General features: G+C 62.0%; 12 protein-coding genes and 1 pseudogene. 4 read left to right on the top strand and 9 right to left on the bottom strand.

What is annotated here, in order from left to right:
- Window positions 1-469: 469 nt before the first annotated feature.
- From ACM6IP_RS18350 to kynU, 5 genes are all read right to left on the bottom strand, one after another.
- Window positions 470-1,495 carry a porin gene (locus ACM6IP_RS18350; RefSeq protein WP_095169514.1) on the bottom strand — a complete coding sequence of 342 codons (1,026 nt, stop codon included), beginning with the start codon at window positions 1,493-1,495 and terminating at the stop codon, window positions 470-472.
- 97 nt (window positions 1,496-1,592) lie between these two features.
- Window positions 1,593-3,314 carry a hypothetical protein gene (locus tag ACM6IP_RS18345; RefSeq protein ID WP_095169515.1) on the bottom strand — a complete coding sequence of 574 codons (1,722 nt, stop codon included), beginning with the start codon at window positions 3,312-3,314 and terminating at the stop codon, window positions 1,593-1,595.
- Between the two features lie 76 nt (window positions 3,315-3,390).
- Window positions 3,391-4,707 (bottom strand): OprD family porin, encoded by a 1,317-nt coding sequence (locus tag ACM6IP_RS18340; RefSeq protein WP_095169516.1) that lies wholly within the window; start codon window positions 4,705-4,707, stop codon window positions 3,391-3,393.
- A 200-nt stretch (window positions 4,708-4,907) separates the two neighbouring features.
- On the bottom strand, window positions 4,908-6,323 hold the full coding sequence (locus tag ACM6IP_RS18335; protein ID WP_401129940.1) for an amino acid permease: 1,416 nt from the start codon (window positions 6,321-6,323) through the stop codon (window positions 4,908-4,910).
- 31 nt (window positions 6,324-6,354) lie between these two features.
- On the bottom strand, window positions 6,355-7,599 hold the full coding sequence (gene kynU / locus ACM6IP_RS18330) for a kynureninase (RefSeq protein ID WP_414862012.1): 1,245 nt from the start codon (window positions 7,597-7,599) through the stop codon (window positions 6,355-6,357).
- A gap of 281 nt (window positions 7,600-7,880) precedes the next feature.
- Between kynU and ACM6IP_RS18325 the strand changes: the two genes are divergently transcribed.
- Both ACM6IP_RS18325 and ACM6IP_RS18320 read left to right on the top strand, forming a co-directional pair.
- Window positions 7,881-9,335, top strand: a complete 1,455-nt coding sequence (locus tag ACM6IP_RS18325) for an ArnT family glycosyltransferase (RefSeq protein WP_414862011.1) — start codon at window positions 7,881-7,883, stop codon at window positions 9,333-9,335.
- Between the two features lie 232 nt (window positions 9,336-9,567).
- Window positions 9,568-10,020 carry a hypothetical protein gene (locus ACM6IP_RS18320; RefSeq protein ID WP_414862010.1) on the top strand — a complete coding sequence of 151 codons (453 nt, stop codon included), beginning with the start codon at window positions 9,568-9,570 and terminating at the stop codon, window positions 10,018-10,020.
- Here ACM6IP_RS18320 and ACM6IP_RS18315 read toward each other — a convergent pair.
- Window positions 9,977-10,810, bottom strand: coding sequence for a phosphatase PAP2 family protein (locus ACM6IP_RS18315; protein WP_414862009.1), 834 nt, complete (start codon window positions 10,808-10,810; stop codon window positions 9,977-9,979). The two genes, ACM6IP_RS18320 and ACM6IP_RS18315, sit on opposite strands and share 44 nt — an antisense overlap.
- A gap of 263 nt (window positions 10,811-11,073) precedes the next feature.
- Here ACM6IP_RS18315 and ACM6IP_RS18310 point away from each other — a divergent pair.
- Both ACM6IP_RS18310 and ACM6IP_RS18305 read left to right on the top strand, forming a co-directional pair.
- Window positions 11,074-12,135 (top strand): annotated as a pseudogene (locus ACM6IP_RS18310) (methyl-accepting chemotaxis protein); the annotation flags it as partial.
- On the top strand, window positions 12,130-12,993 hold the full coding sequence (locus ACM6IP_RS18305; RefSeq protein ID WP_414862024.1) for a methyl-accepting chemotaxis protein: 864 nt from the start codon (window positions 12,130-12,132) through the stop codon (window positions 12,991-12,993). The pseudogene ACM6IP_RS18310 and the gene ACM6IP_RS18305, both read left to right, overlap by 6 nt.
- Before the next feature lie 51 nt (window positions 12,994-13,044).
- On the opposite strand, the gene ACM6IP_RS18300 is transcribed toward ACM6IP_RS18305, so the two are convergent.
- The 3 genes from ACM6IP_RS18300 to ACM6IP_RS18290 are packed head-to-tail and all read right to left on the bottom strand — an operon-like array spanning window position 13,045 to window position 17,800.
- Window positions 13,045-14,418 (bottom strand): DUF1329 domain-containing protein, encoded by a 1,374-nt coding sequence (locus ACM6IP_RS18300; protein WP_414862008.1) that lies wholly within the window; start codon window positions 14,416-14,418, stop codon window positions 13,045-13,047.
- Window positions 14,419-14,477: 59 nt separating this feature from the next.
- The gene (locus ACM6IP_RS18295) at window positions 14,478-16,433 is read right to left on the bottom strand and encodes a DUF1302 domain-containing protein (protein WP_095169524.1); all 1,956 of its coding nucleotides are present in this window, start codon (window positions 16,431-16,433) and stop codon (window positions 14,478-14,480) included.
- Window positions 16,434-16,483: 50 nt separating this feature from the next.
- Window positions 16,484-17,800 (bottom strand): phospholipase, encoded by a 1,317-nt coding sequence (locus tag ACM6IP_RS18290; protein WP_414862007.1) that lies wholly within the window; start codon window positions 17,798-17,800, stop codon window positions 16,484-16,486.
- Between the last annotated feature and the right edge of the window lie 353 nt (window positions 17,801-18,153).

Here is an 18,153-nt window from a genome sequence, read left to right as displayed (position 1 = left end):
CGGGATCTTGGGTGCCCATGGATTTTGCAGACACCCACCAAACCTGTGGGAGCGGGCTTGCCCGCGATGACAGTGTGTCAGGCACCACAATATTGAATGTCCCGGCCCCATCGCGGGCAAGCCCGCTCCCACCGAGATCTTCGGTGCCCACAGATTTTGCAGACACCCACCAAACCTGTGGGAGCGGGCTTGCCCGCGATGGCGGTGTGTCAGGCAGCATTGATGTTGAATGTCCCGGCCCCATCGCGGGCAAGCCCGCTCCCACAGAGATCTTCGGTGCCCATGGATTTTGCATATACCCACCAAACCTGTGGGAGCGGGCTTGCCCGCGATGGCGGTGGGTCAGGCAGCATCGATGTTGAATGTGCGGCCCCATCGCGAGCAGGCTCGCTCCCACCGGGATCGTGCTCGCTCGCAGGTTGTCCAGGCACAAAAAAAGGCGCCTTTCGGCGCCCGCTTTCAACCTGGCTTAAAACTTGTAGCGCACCCCCATCTGCAATCCCTCCGGGTTCTCGTTGCGCAACGGGCTTTCCAGGTTCCAGCTCACCGGGTAACGCACGTCCGAGTCGCGGTTGTGATGCACGTAGCCGTACACCGCATACAGGTCGGTCTGCTTGTTGAAGTTGTAGATGTACGCCAGGTTGATGCCCGTGGCGTCGCTCAAGGCTTGGTTCTTGCGGTCGTCCTTGTAGACCACGCTGGCGGCAATGTTCTGGGTGTCCCAGAAGTTGTGGCGAATCCCCAACTGCAGGTCGCTGCCGTTGGACTCGAAGTCCACCCAAGGTGCGTAGGCGTAGTAACCGACATAACGGTGATAGACCGCTGTCAGGTCCGTGGTGCCCATGCTGTAGACCACGGTGAAGTAGGCATCGGTCGCCTGCTCCATGGTGTGCTTGTCCCACAGATTGCGTTGGTACTTACGATCCACCGCGGCGGCAAAATACCAGGGGCTGTCGGCCCAGTAGTCGATGCTGGTGCTGTAGACCACGCCGTCGCGACTGCCATCGTTCTCGCCCAGGGTCGCCATGCCACGAAACTGATAACCCTCGTAGCGCGGGCTGATGTACATCAGCGAGTCGTCTTCACGCCACGGTGCATAGAACACCTGGACGTTGTTGACCAGGCTGTAGTCGTTGCCATAGAGGGGGTCGGCATAGCCGTAGCTGTTGGCCGAGGGGGTGTCCTGGCGACCGGCGCTGAGGGTCCCCCAGCGCTCGGAGATCACCTGGTAATAGACTTCGCGCTTACCCGTCGAGTCATCGGAGTGGGGGTTGTACATGGCTTCATAGACGGCGTTGAGCTTGATGTCGTCCGTCACTTCCTGGAAATACTTGAACTGGATACGGTTGGAGCTCAAGCCCGCACCCGTCAGCCGATCCACGGTGTCGCCTCCCGAGCGCGCCACTTCGTACGTCAGGTCGACCACCCCGGACACCTTGAACTCCGCATAGCAAGCGCCACTCATCAACGGAAGGGCGAGCAATAGTTTGCGCATGAAAAACTCCGGACACTGCACAAGCGCTGGCCGGTGGTTCGTTGTCGAACCACCGCCAGGCTTTGCTTATTTGTTTTTATGGTGAGTTGTCTGGTTTTCAGTCCCGGGCCGGCCAGGGTTTGCTCGGAGCCTCGAAATTCGGCTTGCCGAGCAACGGCGTCGACAGGGCGTAGAAGCCGTGGTTGGTGAAGACCCAGATCAGGTTGCGGTCGTACTCGGTGTAGGTGCCGTGGGTCAGGTTGCCCATGGCGTAACTGGCCACGTTCTTGGTATCGAACGGCGGCACGAAGTAAGCACCGATGGTCGGTTTGCCCGGCTCACGCACGTCGAACACCTGGACCCCGGCGTTGTAGAACGCGTACGGCAGGATGCCCTCGCGCGCGACACCAGGCTGGGTGTAGTAACCGGAACGCTTGGGCCCGAAGCTGCCCTTGCGCTGGCAGTAGTCGGTGAACGCGGCGTCGGCCGGTGGCGTCGGACGCGGCAGCACGTACTGGATCGCCGGCTTCTGCGGGTTGCTGACGTCCACCGCGAAGATGTCCTTCTTCGCCTCGAAGCAATCTTCCGACAGTGGGTAGCCACTGAAGTAAATGATCCCGGTCTTCTCCACTTGCGAGACGTCGATGTTGTCGCCTTCGGTACCGGCCACGCTCACCGGGAACTCCAGGTGACCGACCACTTTCATGTTGTCGGCCTGGGTGATGTCGACCACGTAGAGCCCCATCCCGCCCATGGCGGCGTAGCCGTATTTACCACCCTGCTCGACGGTTTTCGGAATGAACAGCGACATGCGCGCGCCCATCCAGGACGCACGGTTACCGGCGCGCGGGTTGGCCTTGAACACGGCTTCGTGCTGCGGGTCACCGACGATCTGGCCGGGAATGGTCAGCATGTCCAGGAGCTTGGGATTGCTCGGGTCGGACATGTCCCAGGACTGGTAGCCGGCGTTGTACAGGTCGTTGGGGTATTCGGTCAGTGCGTACTTGTCGCTCGGTGCGGCGGCCACGTACATCACGTCGCCCCCGAAGTAGGCGGGAATATCACGCACACCGGAGCCCTGCTGCTCGCCGATCGGCGCATCCGGGTGTTCGATGTCGGTGGTGCGGGTAGCGATCAGTTTCCAGTCGTCCGGCAACGGGCCATTCATCTCGTAGACCTTGAAGCCCTTGAGGTGCTTGGACTTGCGGATGGCCTCGACTTTGTCCGGCTCGCGGTACTTGTCGCTCAACACGCCAAAACGGCGAACCTCGAAGGACTGGACCATGATGTACTTGCCCAGTTTCTTGTTCCACTGCACCGACGCCGCGCCGAACATATCGTCCGCGGCATAGGGGTTTTCTTCCTTGCCCGGGCCGTCCGCGCCCCAGGTCGAGCCCTTGGTGAACACCAGCTTCACGTCTTTGGGGTGGGTGATATCGAAGATCTTCAGGTTGCGGCGCACGTACTGGTAGAGGTAGCGCTTGCCGTCGAAGTCGACGATGTTCTGCCAGGTGTGAAACGGCTCGACCGTGATCGGGTAGTAGGCCTCGACGGTCATGTTCTTGATGTAGCTTTTGGTGTCCCAGTAATCCAGCTCGCCAGCGAACGGCTCACCTTCATGGCTGAACGGCGTGGCCACCGGGTGGGTGAACTTGCCCGTCGCCTTGTCCATGCCATAACTGCCCGGGGCCGGCATCGGTGGGATCTTGTCCACCGACAAGGCCGTCTGCTGTTTGACGAATGGGTCGCTGATATTGACCGGTTTCGAGCTGTCCGCCTGGACACTGGCGCACAGGCCCAGCATCACGCAGGCGCTCAGCGCGCTGGTCAAAAAAGGCACACGGCAAGTGCTGGGGAGTCGCATTGTTTTCATTATTCACTCCAGTGGTGTTGCCCGGGTGGGCAGTACAGGGGGTCTACAAAATGTCGATCGGGTAATCGGTGATCAGGCGAAAGTCATCCAGATCGCCGGAGCCCTGGTCGCGATCGGCCCGGTGCCAGGCCTGCCGGGCCCGCACACTCAAGCCCTTGGCCGGACCGGACTGGACCACGTAGCGCAGTTCCAGGTTGATTTCGTGATGCTGGCCGTCGTCGCCATAACGCCCGGCGTAGGGACTGTTGGCGGCGATGTGGCTGCCATCAATGCCCCAACCGCGCACATAGCGACTCATGAAACTCAGGCCGGGCACGCCGTAAGTAGCCAGCGCGAGGTCGTAACGCAGTTGCCAGGAACGCTCCTGCGGGCCGTTGAAGTCGGCGAATTGCGCCGCGTTGGGCAACAGGATCGAGGCCCCCTGGTCGTTGCCGTTGCGGCCGTGGCGGTCCTTGTCGCCGACACCGAGGTAATCGAAGGGGGTATCGCCGTCGATCTTCTGCAGCCCCAGCAACCAGCGATGACCACCGCTGCGCCAGAACGTCGAGAGGCCCAGGCTGGTGTTATTGATCTCGCCCGCCTTGGCCCGCCCCTCGTCCAGGGTGCGGTAGGCCGTCAGGCCCAGGCCGAGCTGGTTGTGCGAGTCGAGGTCGATGCGTGCGTCGAGGTTGGCGTAGTACTGGTTCCAGATATCCTTGAAGCGCGAGCCGTACAACGTGGCGCTCAACCCCGGCGTCAGTTGGTAGGTGCCGCCCAGGTAGTCCGCCGCCGGTGTGGTGACCCCGGCCATCACTGCCCACAGGTCGCCATCAGCATTGGTGGTCACCGGGCTGGTGCCGGAGGTGAAGTGCCCGGCCTGGACCTCCAGCGCCTCCACTTCACGGCTGATCAGCGACAGGCCCGTGGCGGTCTGCGGCACGATGCGAAAGTGACTGACGCCAAACACCGGGGTTTCCGGACGCTGCTCACCGTACTTGAGCACGCTGTCGGACAACCGCAGCTTCAGCGCCGCACCGGCCTTGCCGTAGCTGTCGGCCGGCTCGCCGTCATCGTGCACCGGCAGGTTGCCGGTACCGGACTTGTCCGCCGGGGCATCGAGTTTCAAGCCCAGGTAGGCGAAGGCATCCACGCCCACCCCCAGCGTGCCCTCGGTGAATCCGGAGCTGAACTGGCCAAGCACGCCTTGCGTCCAGTCGCGGGCATCGCGGCGGCCGTCTTCCTTGCTGCGGTTGAAGTAGGAGTTGCGCAGCAACAATTGCGCGCTGCTGTCGGCGATAAATCCGCGCGCCGGTTCTGCGGCGAACGAAGTCATCGCGCAGGCGCAGGCCAACAACAGAACGGTGGTTCTGGCGTGATTCATGACAACTCCGTGTGAAAGGTGGGCCGCTAAACACACAACCTGTGGGAGCGGGCTTGCCCGCGATAGCGGTGTGTCATCCAACCGTGACGTTGGATGTGCCGACCTCATGGCGGGCAAGACCGCTCCCACAAGGACTGTGTCTGGCCCTCATGTTTTCGGATTTAGAAAACGCCGGACCGTCCCTGGTCAGGCAGCGCCACTCAACGTTGCAGTGGCAAGGGCTTGGGCGCGTCTGTCGGGTGCACGGCCTTTTGCCGGAAGCGCAGGAAGTAGATCAACAGGATCACCGCCAGGAACGGAATGCCACACAGCAAGGTCGGGGCAAACTCTTCGGTGAACAACGTGGTGACCATCACCGCCAGCATCAGCAGCAACCCGCCCAGGCTGGTCCATGGGTACCCCCAGAGCTTGAAGGCCAAGGGTTGACCGGCCTGGCGGCGGCGGAAGAACAGGTGCGTGAGGAAGATCCCGGCCCAGGTGAACATCGCACCGAACATGGCGATCGACATCATCAGGGTGAAGGCTTTTTCCGGGTAGGCCAGGTACAGCAGCGTTGCCAGGCCAATTCCCACCGACGACAGCAGCAGCGCTGACAGCGGCACCCCTTTGCTGTTGAGGCGACCGAACACCGCCGGTGCCTGGCCGGCCCGCGACAGGCTGAACATCAAGCGCGTGGTGATGTACAGCTGACTGTTCATGGCCGACAGGGCGGCAATCAGGATCACCGCGTTGAACACCGCGCCGGCATAAGGCACACCAGTGGCCGCCATCACCGTGACAAACGGGCTCTGGCCGCCGCTGTTCTGGCCCCAGGGCACAATCGCCAGGACCAGGGCGATGGTCAGCAGGTAGAACACCACCAGGCGCACCACGGTAATCCGGAACGCGCGGGTCACTGCACGCTGCGGGTCCTTGGCCTCACCGGCCGCCACCGCGATCATCTCGATACTCAGGTAGCTGAAGAACGCGACGATCACCGCCACCCAGGTGCCCCACCAGCCATTGGGGAAAAAGCCCCGGTCGTTGCTGTAGTTGGCAAAGCCGATCGAGGAGTCGGCCGGCGCGCCGTACACCACATAGGCGCCCAGCAGGATGAACACCACGATGGCGCAGAGCTTGATCAGCGAGAACAGGTACTCGATGGCCCCAAATACCTTGACGCTGAAGGCGTTGGCGACGATCAGCGCCATGGAGAACGCGACCATCCAGTAGCCACCCGGCACGTCCGGGTACCAGTACTTCATGTACATCGCCGCCGCCGTGATCTCGGTCCCGACCGCAAACACGATCGACGACCAGTAGGCGTAGCGGATCGCGAAGCCAAACCAGGGCGCCACGTAGAACTCGGCAAAGGAACCGAACGACCCTGAGGTCGGATGGCGCACGGTCATCTCCGCCAGGCAGCCCATCAGCAAGAGGGCGATCAAGGCACCGATGCCATAGCTGACCAGGACGCTGGGGCCGGCAAAACCGATGGCAAAACCGCTGCCCAGGAACAGGCCGGTGCCGATGGCGCCACCAATGGCGATCATCGACAACTGGCCGCTGGTAAGGCTCTGCTTCAAGCCTTTTTCGCGGTCTATCAAGTGTTCGAAGGTGCTGGTTGTTTTTGTCATTGCACGTTTGCTCCGAATCGGTGGGAGGAACTCAGGTCACTGACTTGCGGGCCAGGAACTCCGGGCGATCCCATTCTTGTTGTTCGAGAATTTCACGCAGGGCGACCACGCTGTCCCAGACATCGACATAGCGGATGTACAGCGGGGCAAACCCGAAGCGCAGGATGTCCGGCGCGCGGAAGTCGCCAACGATGCCCCGGGCGATCAGCGCCTGCATCACCGCATAGGCTTGCTCATGCGCCAGCGACACCTGGCTGCCGCGTTCTTCGCCGTTGCGCGGTGAGCGCAACTCGATGCCCAGGCCCGCCAGTTGCTCATCGCACAACTGGATGAACAGATCGCCCAGGGCCACGCTTTTCTCGCGCAGCAGGTTCAGGTCGACGCCATCGAACACCTCCAGTGCGGCCTCCAGCGCCAGCACGCCGAGTTGGGGCGCGGTGCCGGTGAGCATCCGGTCGATGGTCGGGTGGGGGCGGAAGTGATGGTCGAAATCGAACGGCTTGGCGTGCCCGTGCCAGCCCGTGAGCGGCTGGCGGATATGCGGGATGTGGCGTTCGGCAACAAACACGAAGGCCGGCGCACCAGGCCCGCCGTTGAGGTACTTGTAGCCACAGCCCACGGCGAAGTCGGCGTTCACCCCATTGAGTGCAATCGGCATGGCTCCGGCCGAATGGCACAGGTCCCAAACCACCAGCGCGCCAACCGCATGGGCCCGCTCGGTAATGCGCGCCATGTCGTAGCGCTTGCCGGATTTGAAGTTGACGTGGGTCAGGGACACGATCGCCACGTCTTCATCCAGGGCATCGAGAATCTCGTCCGGTTCGACGCAGCGCAGTTGGCTGCCGGTCAGTTCGGCCACGCCATCGGCGATGTACACGTCGGTGGGAAAATTGCCCTTCTCCGCCAGGATCACACTGCGCCCAGGACGCAGGCGAGTCGCCGCCACCAGTACTTTGAACAGGTTGATCGAAGTCGAGTCGGCAACGATCACCTCGTGCCCCTGGGCACCAATCAAAGCGGCGATTTTCGCGCCGGTGCGCTGCGGGGCCGGGTACCAGTTGGCATCGTTCCAGGAACGAATCAGGCCCTGGGCCCATTCCTGCTTGAGGACTTTCTCGATGCGCGCGGGAATGTGTGCCGGCATCGCGCCCAACGAATTGCCATCGAGGTAGATCTCGCCCTCCGGCAAATCGAAACGCTCACGCGAGGCGCCCAAGGCATCAAGACGGTCAAGGTACTCAAAATCCGCTCGCGTCGCGGGGCTGGACATGGACATACAGGCTCCTTCAGGATTTTCTTTTTCTAATAAGGTCGACGGTCTGCGGCTTGAGGGGCAGTCCGCTACGAAGTGGCTTGATGCTACCCTCGCATGCCATTACCCGAAAATAGAAAAGCCTGCGTCAAGTATTCTCGACTGTTATAGCCAGCCAATCCGCACATCGGCTCAATCGCCCTGCAATGCACCATCTGTCACACACCGTTCACTCATTGTTCAGATTCGCCGCCCTATACTTTGCCGCCCTCCTCCCCGCTCTTTCCTTCGGTGGCCCCCAGCACATGACGCGCCCAGCTCCGTTGTTATTCCTGCTCGCCGCCCTGCTGTTTTTCTTTGCCCTGGGCAATCACCAACTGCAAGGCTCCACCGAAGCCCGGGTCGCCGGAATTGCCATGCAGATGCACCTGGACAATGACTGGGTGACCCCCCGCCTGCTCGACCAAGCTTTTCTGGAAAAACCTCCCCTGAGCCTGTGGCTTGATGCGGCAGCGATTCGCACATTCGGCGGCACGCCCTGGGCGGTGCGCCTGGCGTCGGCCTTTGCCGGGTTGTTCAGCGTGATGCTGCTGTATGGGGCGCTGCGCCGCTTTGGCCGACCCAAGGCGATCGCCTTCAGCGCCGGGATCATGCTGGCCACCATGGGCAGTTACTGGGGCAATGTGCGCGGAGTCGGTGAAGATGCACTGCTGAGCCTGGGGGTCAGCCTGGCGTTGCTGGCCTTCTATCAGGCCCATCGACAACAGGCTGCCCGGCAGAGTGCCAAGGCCAGCTGGATGGTGTTCGCGCTCGGCATCGCCATCGCCACGTTGAGCAAGGGCATGCTCGGCCTGGCGATGCCGGGGGTGGTGATCTTTGCCTTCCTGCTGGCCGAGACCTTGATCGACAAGCGCTTCACACCGGCGCGCTGGGTACGCCCGGCACTGATGACCGTGTTCGGTCTGATTCCGCTGCTGATCTGGCTGTGCATGCTCTACCAGCGCGGCGGCGCATCGGCCCTGGCGGAGGTGCTGCTGACCAACAGCGTCGGGCGTTTTAATGGCTCGTTCGTCGAGGCCGGCCACTACGAGCCGTTCTACTACTACCTGGGCAAACTGCCAGAAGCCTTCCTGCCGTGGAACATCCTGGTCTACCTGGGGCTGTGGCACTTTCGCAAAAGCCTGGCGAGCAACCGCTACCTGCTGTTCTTCACCCTATGGCTGTTGGCGCAGTTCCTGATGCTGACCCTGGCGTCGAGCAAACGCACGGTGTACCTGATGTCGATGACACCCGCCGCCGCGGTGATCGCGGCGGAATATGCCGCAGTGCTGTTCGAGCGCCTGCGCGAGCACACCACGGCGAGCAATTGGCTGGGCAAGGTCGCGCGTTCCCGCCGGGCTATCGCCATTGGCCTGCTCAGCCTGGTCATTGCGGCGTACTTGGGTGCCGCCCAATGGGCCGCGCCGCGCGCAGACCGGAGCTTGTCATTCCTGCCGCTGATGCAACAGATCCAGGCGCTCCAAGCCGAGGGGCGGCAAGTGGCGCTGTACCAGGCCAACGAACGAACGGCCGGGGCATCCGTGTTCTACACCCGGAGCATGCTCAGGAATCTACGGACAGAAGCCGAGTTGACCGCCTACCTGGGCACTTCTCCCTCCCACGTAGCGCTGATCGCCAGCGACCAGGAGCCCGCGCCGCCGCTGCAGATACTGCAGAAAATGTCGGTGAGCCGGCAGGCGTATTACTTTGTGGGGGAGTAACACTGCCAGTAGCTGTAAGCCTTTCAGGACTTCAGCCGAAGGCATCACTTTGCAAAGCAGGCCAATCACTTAGAGAGAAAGCCTACATACGCCAAAGAAACATCTGATTTATCTTCCTTTACCCCGTCATCTAGCGTGCGTCCTTTCGAGCAAACAAGGACACACGTCGCATGAAGCGCTATCACATCACTGTCGGGGCCAAGACCACCGCCCGAGACGGCAATGAAGTCGAATGAGCAAAGCCGAATTTGTCGTGGGTTCTCTCGGCGGAGCCATTCTCATACTGATATTCATCTGGATCGCCGTCGCGCTCTACCTGGCCTACACCAAGATGGATGTGATGCTGGAGCACCTGAAGAACAGTTCAGCGGTCAAGGCGCTGGCGTTCTATCGACAACTCGGAGTCTGGGGACACTTGAAGTTGATAGGGGAAATTGCTGCGCTCATCACCTCCCCCGACAAGTGTAATAAAAGCGGCCGCCTCAGCGCGCAAGATATCGAGAACTTCCCCGCGCCACTGAAAAAAAAGCTGGCTGGTTCTAGTCACTATCGGCGTATTCATTTGCCAGCGAGGTCGATCTCACGCTCGCCTTCGCTGGCAATCTCCTATGTAGGTCGTGACCTGCGCTGCAGGACCGACCTCAACCTGCTGCCTCGACCTGCGTCGCAGAGTCCGCAGCCTTGACCTTCTGCAGCACCGGCACATCCAGCCGCGCCCGGCCATAGAACGCCAGCGCCGTCAGCAAGCAGGTCAGCCAGACGAAGATCCCCGCCCAAAAGGTGTGGGACATGTAGTGCCAGCCTTGCAGGACCCGTGTGGTGCCATAGATGAAGCCCAGTCCCAGCGAGCCCCACAGGATGGCCTTGGAAAAGCGCCACTGATGACGCCGGGCCACGAAGTACAGGGCCAGCATGGTGAAGCCGCCGGAGGCATGGCCGCCTGGCCAGCAGCGGCCGTCGCCCGCTTCCTTGAACAACTGGAAGTTGCTGTACCACTCGATATGCGCGAGCTTGCCGCCATAGAGGGTGGTCTCGATCGGGCAGTACACGCTGGTGTGCGCCTTGAGGAAGTGGATCACCCCGGTGCAGAGGGCGAAGGCAAACACCACGAACCAGAAGTCCCGACGATGCTCGGTGGTAAAGCGCAGCACTGGCGCCACCTTGCTTCGCTCGAGAAATCCACTGAAGCGCGGGTATTTTCCGGCATTGATCCGCGGCCAGGCAAACGACAACAACCCGCCGATCAGGGCGATTTCTGCGGTCCAGTTCGGCACGATCCGCGCCCATTTGTGGGTGAACTGCTCAAACAAGCGGATGTGATCGAGTGGGAAAGTCTGGCTGACTGGGTCGAACAACAGGTTACTGAAGGCTATGTCGACCTGGGTCATGTCGAACAACAGGAACACCAGCGCCGCACAGAGCAGCGCGATTCCCAGGTTCATCCAATAGAATCGCTGGCGCGCGAACAGTTGCATCGTGGATCCCCACTCGGTATCGATCGCCGGACACTAAAGACCGGCAGGTGGGTGGTTGGTGAAATGAATGTGAAAAAAACCTGATCTCAGGCAAGCCCTCCGACAACGCGCTGAATAGCGGTGATCCGCTTGTGACAAAAATCGGTTCAGCTATCGCGACTGCGGCCGATACAGGCCATCTACACCCCTTGCTGGCTCCCAAAAAAAACAATCTTCCAGCCCAATGACGACTAAGTAGTGCAACGTTCCTGGAGGAATTGTTTATGAATAGCTGGTTCGCCAACATCAGCGTCAACCTCAAGCTGGGCCTGGGTTTCGGCCTGGTGCTGGCCCTTACCTGCGTGCTCGCCCTGACGGGCTGGACCAGCCTGGGCGGGTTGATCGACCGCAGCAACTGGATGAGCGACATTACCCGCCTCAACGCGGGGCTGACCAAGCTGCGCATTACCCGCCTGCAGTACATGCTGGCCAACGGTGACGAGGGCGTGGCCCAGACCGTGCAAAGCTCCCTCGATGACTTCAAGGCCCAGCAACAGGCCCTGCTGGCGCAGTTCAAGAGCCCGGACAACCTCAAGCTGCTCCGCGAGCAAGGCGCGGTCATCGACGCCTACCAGCAATCGCTGAACAAAATGCGCAACGCCTACCTGGCTGCCAACAGTGCGCGCCAGGCCATGGGCGACAACGCGGAAATCGCCAACAACCTGATCAACGACATCAACAGCCGTGTGCGCCAGATGCCCCTCAGCGACCAGCGTTTCGAGCAGTTCCAGGCCATCACCGAGGCCAAGGAGCAGTTCCTGCTGGCCCGCTACGAAGTGCGCGGCTACACCGCCGACAGCAACCCGGCCACCGAGCAGAAGGCCGCCGTGCAACTGGACGCCGCGATTGCCAGCCTGAAAACCCTCAACCAGCATTTTGCCGACACCCAGGGCGACGCCCTGCGCCAGCTGGAACGGGTGCTGAGCAGCTACCGCAGTGCCTTGCAGACTTACAAGGCAGCCAATAGCCAAGCCATCACCGCACGCCAGGAAATGACCGTCCAGGGCAGCGACATCGTGACCCGCAGCGACGCGCTGTATCAGATCCAGCTCGATCGTCGCGACATCGAAAGCGCCCAGGCCCGCACCCTGCAACTGATCAGTACCTTGCTGGCCTTGCTGGTCGGCGTGCTCGCCGCAGTGCTCATCACCCGCCAGATCACCCGTCCGCTGCGCGACACCCTGGCAGTGGTCGAACGGATTGCCAGCGGCGACCTGACCCAGGACATCCGCGTGACCCGTCGCGACGAACTTGGCGTATTGCAGCAAGGCATCGCCCGCATGGGCGTGACCCTGCGCGACCTGATCAGCGGCATTCGGGATGGCGTGACCCAGATCGCCAGCGCCGCCGAGGAGCTATCGGCGGTGACCGAAGAAACCAGCGCCGGGGTCAACAGCCAGAAGGTCGAGACCGATCAGGTCGCCACCGCCATGCACGAGATGACCGCCACCGTGCAGGAAGTCGCGCGTAACGCCGAACAAGCCTCGCAAGCTGCCGCGGCCGCCGATGGCGAAGCCCGTGAAGGTGATCGGGTGGTCAACGAAGCGATCACCCAGATCGAGCGCCTCGCCAGTGAGGTGGTGCGCTCCACCGAGGCCATGAGCGTCCTGCAGAAGGAAAGCGACAAGATCGGCAGCGTCATGGACGTGATCAAGGCCGTGGCCGAGCAGACCAACCTGCTGGCGCTCAACGCCGCCATTGAAGCGGCGCGGGCCGGTGAAGCGGGACGTGGCTTCGCCGTGGTTGCCGACGAAGTGCGCGGCCTGGCGCAACGCACGCAGAAATCCACCGAGGAAATCGAAGGCCTGGTGGCCGCATTGCAGAACGGCACCCAGCAGGTCGCCACGGTGATGAGCAACAGCCGCAGCCTGACCGACAGCAGCGTGCAACTGACCCGCAAGGCCGGCTTGTCGCTGGAAAACATCACCCGCACGGTGTCGAATATCCAGTCGATGAACCAGCAGATCGCCGCAGCAGCCGAGCAGCAAAGCGCGGTCGCCGAGGAAATCAGGCGCAGTATCGTCAACGTGCGCGACGTCTCGGAACAGACCGCCGCCGCCAGCGACGAAACCGCCGCCTCGAGCATTGAACTGGCACGCCTGGGTAACCAGTTGCAGATGATGGTCAGCCACTTCCGGGTCTAGGCCTAAGCGTTAAATCACAGCTGCGCGTCATCGTTGACGCGCAGCTTTGCCTTACCGCGTACCGCGTTGGCGCAACGCCGACGGCATGAAGTAGGAGTCCTCTGGCACCGGCTGGGAAAAGTCTACGGTTTGCGACTCTTCGTTATCCAGGTTCTGCACGTAGTAACGGCGCGCCTGCAAGTCGTGGAACACGTCCAGCGCACTCCAGGTGGTGGGCAGGTCGTAGAAGTTCTTCAGGTAGCCCATCGACACCCGCCACAACTCCCCTCGCCCGTCGTACTGGTCCACCACGGCCGCGCCCCAGCTGTCCTCGTCGAGAAACAGCACGCGCTTGGAGTAGATGTGCCGCGAGCCCGGCTTCAGCGTGCCCTCCACCACCCACACCCGGTGCAGCTCATAGCGGGTGAATTTCGGGTTGAGGTGCCCCGGCGTGAGCAGGTCCGCGTACTTCACTTCAGGGCTGGTGACCTTGTAGTTGTTGTAGGGAATGTAGACCTCTTTCTTGCCCACCAACTTCCAGTTGTAGCGGTCTGGCGAGCCGTTGAACAGGTCGGTGTCGTCCGCCGTGCGCAAGCCATCGGAAGAAGCGATCGGGGTGTCGTACGCCAGGTTCGGTGCCCGCCGCACACGACGTTGCCCGGCGTCGTAGACCCAGGCCTGGCGTGGGTCCTTGATCTGGTCCAGGGTCTCGTGCACCAGCGCCGCACCACCGGCCAGGCGCGCCGGGCTCTTCACGAAGGCCAGGTAGTAGAACAGGATGTTTTTCAGGTCGGCGAACTGCCCACCCGGACGGTAGTAGGTGAACAGCCCTTCCTGTTGCGAAGTCACCAGGGCGAAGCTGCCATTGCGCTGCACCGGTGCTTCGGAAGCGCGCCGCACCACATAGATTCCGCGATAGCGGGTGATGTGGTTCCACAACGCCTCGACGCCGTCCTTGGGCACCGGGAACGGCACGCCGCCATAGGCATCGCTGAAGCCGTTGCCACCGTCCAGCAACTTGGCCGAAGTGGCGTTCTTGAAGGTGTTGTCGTACAGCCACTGCGGCGCCGAGCCGGAGCGACGGCTGGGGTAGATCGGCATCTGGAAGGTGTCGGGGTAGCTGTTGAACAACGCGATCTGACCCGCCGTCAACTGCCCCTTGTACTGTTCCAGGTTGGCCTTGGTGATGGTGAACAACGGCTTGTCGGTGGGGAATGGGTCCAGGTGATGCTTGCCCGGCACATAGCCCTTGGGCGCCTGAGTGATGCCGCCATCCCAGGCCGGGATGGTGCCGGCTGCGTTACCCGCACGCTCGGCGCCCAGGGGCGTCAGGCTGGTTTTCAGTTGTTGCGCGTCCTGGGGTGACAGCGCGGCCAGCGCGCTGCCCGCTGCCAGGCTGAGGACCAGCGCCAGGCTGGTCTTGAGCAATCGTGGTGTGTGAAGCATGGATGTTCTCCGAATCAAAGGCAGGGCCACGGCGCCCACATGCCAGGGGGCCTGAACCGTCACAGGAAATACTTGAGGTTAAAACCGACGTTGTCGCGGTCACGAATGCTGTTGTTCTGCCCACCGCCGTAGAACTCGGTGTATTGCAGCTCCGCTTCCAGCTTGTTCTGGTAGTTGGCCTTGATCCCCAGGGTGTAGGCCTTGCGCCCTTCGATGGTATTGCCGGCCTGGTAGCTGTTGCCCTTGAAGTCGTCTTTGTAGACCGCGTACGGCGAAACGTTGACCCCGGCGTACACGTCGTTCCAGGTGCCGTTGACCATCAGGGTGTAGCTGTAGGAGTCGCGATTGATCTGATCGTCCCGATCACCGCCCGAGACATAGGAGGTGTTGCCGGTGCCGGCGTAGTAGCGGTTGCTGCCGTCGAAGGCGGTGTACTGCAGGCTGCTGCCGCGCAAGTGCTCGGAGGCCAGCTCGAATACGCCAAACAGCGAATCGAACGACAGGTTCGGGCCGAAGTTGTAGATGCTGCCCAGCGAGGTGTTGAACGCCTCCACGCGCTCGGCGTTGTTGATCTGGCTGTCGAGGGTGACCATCTGCCCGCCGACGTTGATCGACTGGCCGGTTACCGCAGCGGCTGCGCCGTTGGCCAGGTCACCGATCAGGTCGTTGGTCGCCGCGATGCCAATCGGCAGGTTCGGCCGGTAGGCCAACTCACCGAAGACCGAAGCCTGACCCAAGGTGGTGTTGAAGCTGAAGCCATACATGCGGATGTCTTCGGCGTAGCGGCGATTGGCCTGGATATTGCCCATCACGTCGGCGGTGGCCAGGCCATTGGCCAATGCAGCGGCCTGGCTACCGGCCAGACCGCTCAACAGATTGGTCAGGGCGTCCATGTCGATGCCCTTGTAGCCACCCAGATTGGCGGCGATGGTCGGCTCCTTGGCGTGGTAGTTGACCATGTACACGCCGAACTCGGTGCTGTTGAGCTCTTCGGCGATGTAGCGGAAGGCGAAGCCGAACTGGCCGTCGTTACGCGCGTTGATGTCCTTGCCGATGGACGCCACCTTGAGGGTGTTGCCGTAGGCCGGGGTCACGCCGTTGGCGTACAAGCCGGTGCTGCCCAGGATCTGGTTGAGCGCCGGGTTGTTGCCCAGCGCTTCGTACAAGCCGATCACGTTGCCAAAGCCCGGCACTGGCGTATCCAGGGCGGTGCCGCTGAAGTTGTTGTAGCCGGTGTTGCCGCCGTCGGCGAACAGGTCCCCCTGGGAGTAGAAGGTGCCGACCGGATCGATGCGGGTTTCTTTCCAGTTGGTCTGGTAGAAACTTTCCATGGTCAGGTTATCGCTCAGGCCGATGTTGAAGCTGACCGCCTCCACTGGCATCAGCACTTCCTTGACCTCGGCACCCGGCAGGCGGTACTTGGCCGCGTCCACCGGGTTGGTGGTGTTGATCCCGCCGCGATAGAAAATACCTTCGCCCCAGTTGAATACCTGGCGACCCAGGCGCGCCGTCACCGGCATCTGCGCCACGTCCCAGTTGCCATAGACGTAGGCGTCGAGCATCTCGACCCGGCTGCCGGCGATGTCGCGAGTCTCGTCGGTGAAATGGTCGTCGTCGGGGTAACTCTGGCTCGGTTGCGAGGGGCTGTTGTTGCGGTAGTAATCGTTGCGCTTGTCCATCAACTGAGTGTCGTAGAACGCGGTGCCGCGCATGAACACCCCGTAGTTCTGGTAGTTGGCTTCCAGCTCCGAGGTGATCTTGTACACCTCGGATACCAGCCCGGTGTCGAAGTTGCGATTGCCATCGTTGGTGTTGACGTCGTCGTTGCTCTTGTCCCGTCCCTGGACCCGCCACAAGCGACCGTAGGACAAGGTGCTGTCGAACGAGCCCGTGACCTGGTTGTCCAGTACCTTGAACTCGGCAGCCAACGCGCCATCGACCACGCATAGCTGCAACAGCCCTGCCAGGCCTACCCCGGATATCGCCGCGCCCGAATGGCGTAATCGAATCCTCATGCGGTGTTCCTCCCTTCCCTGATCTTGTTGTTTTTGTTTTCGGGCAGCGGTTAAGGCGCTGCGTTGCCTGCCACCGCTGGCGCGAGTCCGGCACCGACATAAATCCGGCTGTGCGCACCGAAATGCCCCAACAACTGGAACAGCTGCTGGTTGAGTAATGGGTGGTCGTAGTCTTCGGTTTGCAGCTGATTGCCACTGCTGAAATTGCTGGTAGCCGGCGCCGTCTCCAGCCATTCACCGATGGCCTGGTCAAACATGGCGCCGGCCTCGGCGGACTGAGCGCTGACCACGTCGCGCAGGTAGTCCACCGAATAGGGCGGGTAGCTGGTGTCTTGTGCGGTATCGGCGTAGGCCTGGAGCATCGGATGCACCGGCTGCCCGCTGCGCAACAGGCTGTAGAGCCAGGCGGCCTGATACTTCTCCACCTCCATATGGCGACTGGCAACCCGCTCGATGGCCGCGCGCTTGTCACTGTCGTAACCGGCCAGGGCCTGGCCTTCCATCAGCAGCATGCTCGCCAGCTCGACGCCCGGCAGTGGCTTGGCGTGATAGGGCTGGGTCAGGTCCTGAATGTGGTGCAGGCCCCAGCCAAGAAAGCGGTAACCCCAGTAGGAATGGCCCGTGGCGAACGCCAGTCGCGCCAGGCCCAGGTACTGATAGGCGCGCCAATCCGGCCAACTGCGCTGCAGAAAACCGGCGGCGGCATAGACCACTGGGCTCTCGTGGAAGAAGCCCATATGGAACGGCGCCTGGGAGCTGTACTGGAATCGCTCATCGCCGAACGGCTGCGGACCGAAGCCGTAGACCGCGGCCACCTCGCCGGGGTTGTCGCTGAACAGGTTGATGTCATGCCCGTAATCCGGCTCGTCGGCGGCGCTGGCCAGCACGGCCAGGGGCGCGACGTGTTCACCCTGCTCGAGCAGGATGAAGCGCTGGCGATTCCACGGCGACAGGGTCTGCTCGACCATCACCTGTTCGGCCTTGAGGTGCGCGCGCTGTGGCTGGTCCTGCCCGGGCATCGGTTGGATCACCATGGCCAGGTGGATCTGCGGATTGACCCGCAGGGCGTTGAGAAACGCCTGGCGCACATTGTCCCCCGGCGTAGCGGGCAACTTCAGGTTGTCGGGACGTGGCGGGTACTGGGCAAAGTGCTGACGAGCGAATTGCTCCTGCTGCTCGAGCAACTCGGCGATGGCGCCATATTGCTCAGTGAGGAACTGCTCCAGCGGCTCGACCGTGACCTGGGGCGCCTCGCGCAGGGCCGGCAACTCCTGCAACGCCAGGTAGCTGCCGACCGTATGGTTGGACCAACCCCACGCCGCCGGAGCGGTGCCGCAGAGCAGCAGCAGGAGAATTGTCAGCTTCATTGCTTTTGGTTCTTATTGGCTGAATTCGAGCACTGAGCCTAACAACCGACCCCGGCCCTGACACTGTCCAATCTGGCCAAAAAAACTCTCCGATAGCGCCATCGCGAGCAGGTTGGGTGGCGGTATACACAATCTGCGAACAGCTAAAATCCATTGTGGGAGCGAGCCTGTGGGACCAGGTTTACCCGGGATGGCGGTGTGTCAGGTCGATAAATGTTGGCTGTGCTGGCCCCATCGCGGCATAGGTATCTACACAACTGTGGTGCGACCAGGATGTTGGATTAGACCGAGTACATATCCATTTCTTCGGTAACGGCCTCCTATGGTTCCGCCTGACGGCGGCTCACTTTTGA

Origin of the sequence: Pseudomonas sp. IT-P176 (assembly GCF_949767245.1) — a bacterium.
Taxonomy (GTDB): Bacteria; Pseudomonadota; Gammaproteobacteria; order Pseudomonadales; family Pseudomonadaceae; genus Aquipseudomonas.
Note: the sequence above shows the minus strand (reverse complement) of the source record. Positions and strands in the feature narration are given on the sequence as shown.

Coding starts and splice junctions, on each gene's coding strand:
- ACM6IP_RS18350 (WP_095169514.1), bottom strand. CDS start 1,495: ATGCGCAAACTATTGCTCGCCCTTCCGTTGATGAGTGGCGCTTGCTAT.
- ACM6IP_RS18340 (WP_095169516.1), bottom strand. CDS start 4,707: ATGAATCACGCCAGAACCACCGTTCTGTTGTTGGCCTGCGCCTGCGCG.
- ACM6IP_RS18335 (WP_401129940.1), bottom strand. CDS start 6,323: ATGACAAAAACAACCAGCACCTTCGAACACTTGATAGACCGCGAAAAA.
- kynU (WP_414862012.1), bottom strand. CDS start 7,599: ATGTCCATGTCCAGCCCCGCGACGCGAGCGGATTTTGAGTACCTTGAC.
- ACM6IP_RS18325 (WP_414862011.1), top strand. CDS start 7,881: ATGACGCGCCCAGCTCCGTTGTTATTCCTGCTCGCCGCCCTGCTGTTT.
- ACM6IP_RS18320 (WP_414862010.1), top strand. CDS start 9,568: ATGAGCAAAGCCGAATTTGTCGTGGGTTCTCTCGGCGGAGCCATTCTC.
- ACM6IP_RS18315 (WP_414862009.1), bottom strand. CDS start 10,810: ATGCAACTGTTCGCGCGCCAGCGATTCTATTGGATGAACCTGGGAATC.
- ACM6IP_RS18305 (WP_414862024.1), top strand. CDS start 12,130: ATGGGCGTGACCCTGCGCGACCTGATCAGCGGCATTCGGGATGGCGTG.
- ACM6IP_RS18300 (WP_414862008.1), bottom strand. CDS start 14,418: ATGCTTCACACACCACGATTGCTCAAGACCAGCCTGGCGCTGGTCCTC.
- ACM6IP_RS18295 (WP_095169524.1), bottom strand. CDS start 16,433: ATGAGGATTCGATTACGCCATTCGGGCGCGGCGATATCCGGGGTAGGC.
- ACM6IP_RS18290 (WP_414862007.1), bottom strand. CDS start 17,800: ATGAAGCTGACAATTCTCCTGCTGCTGCTCTGCGGCACCGCTCCGGCG.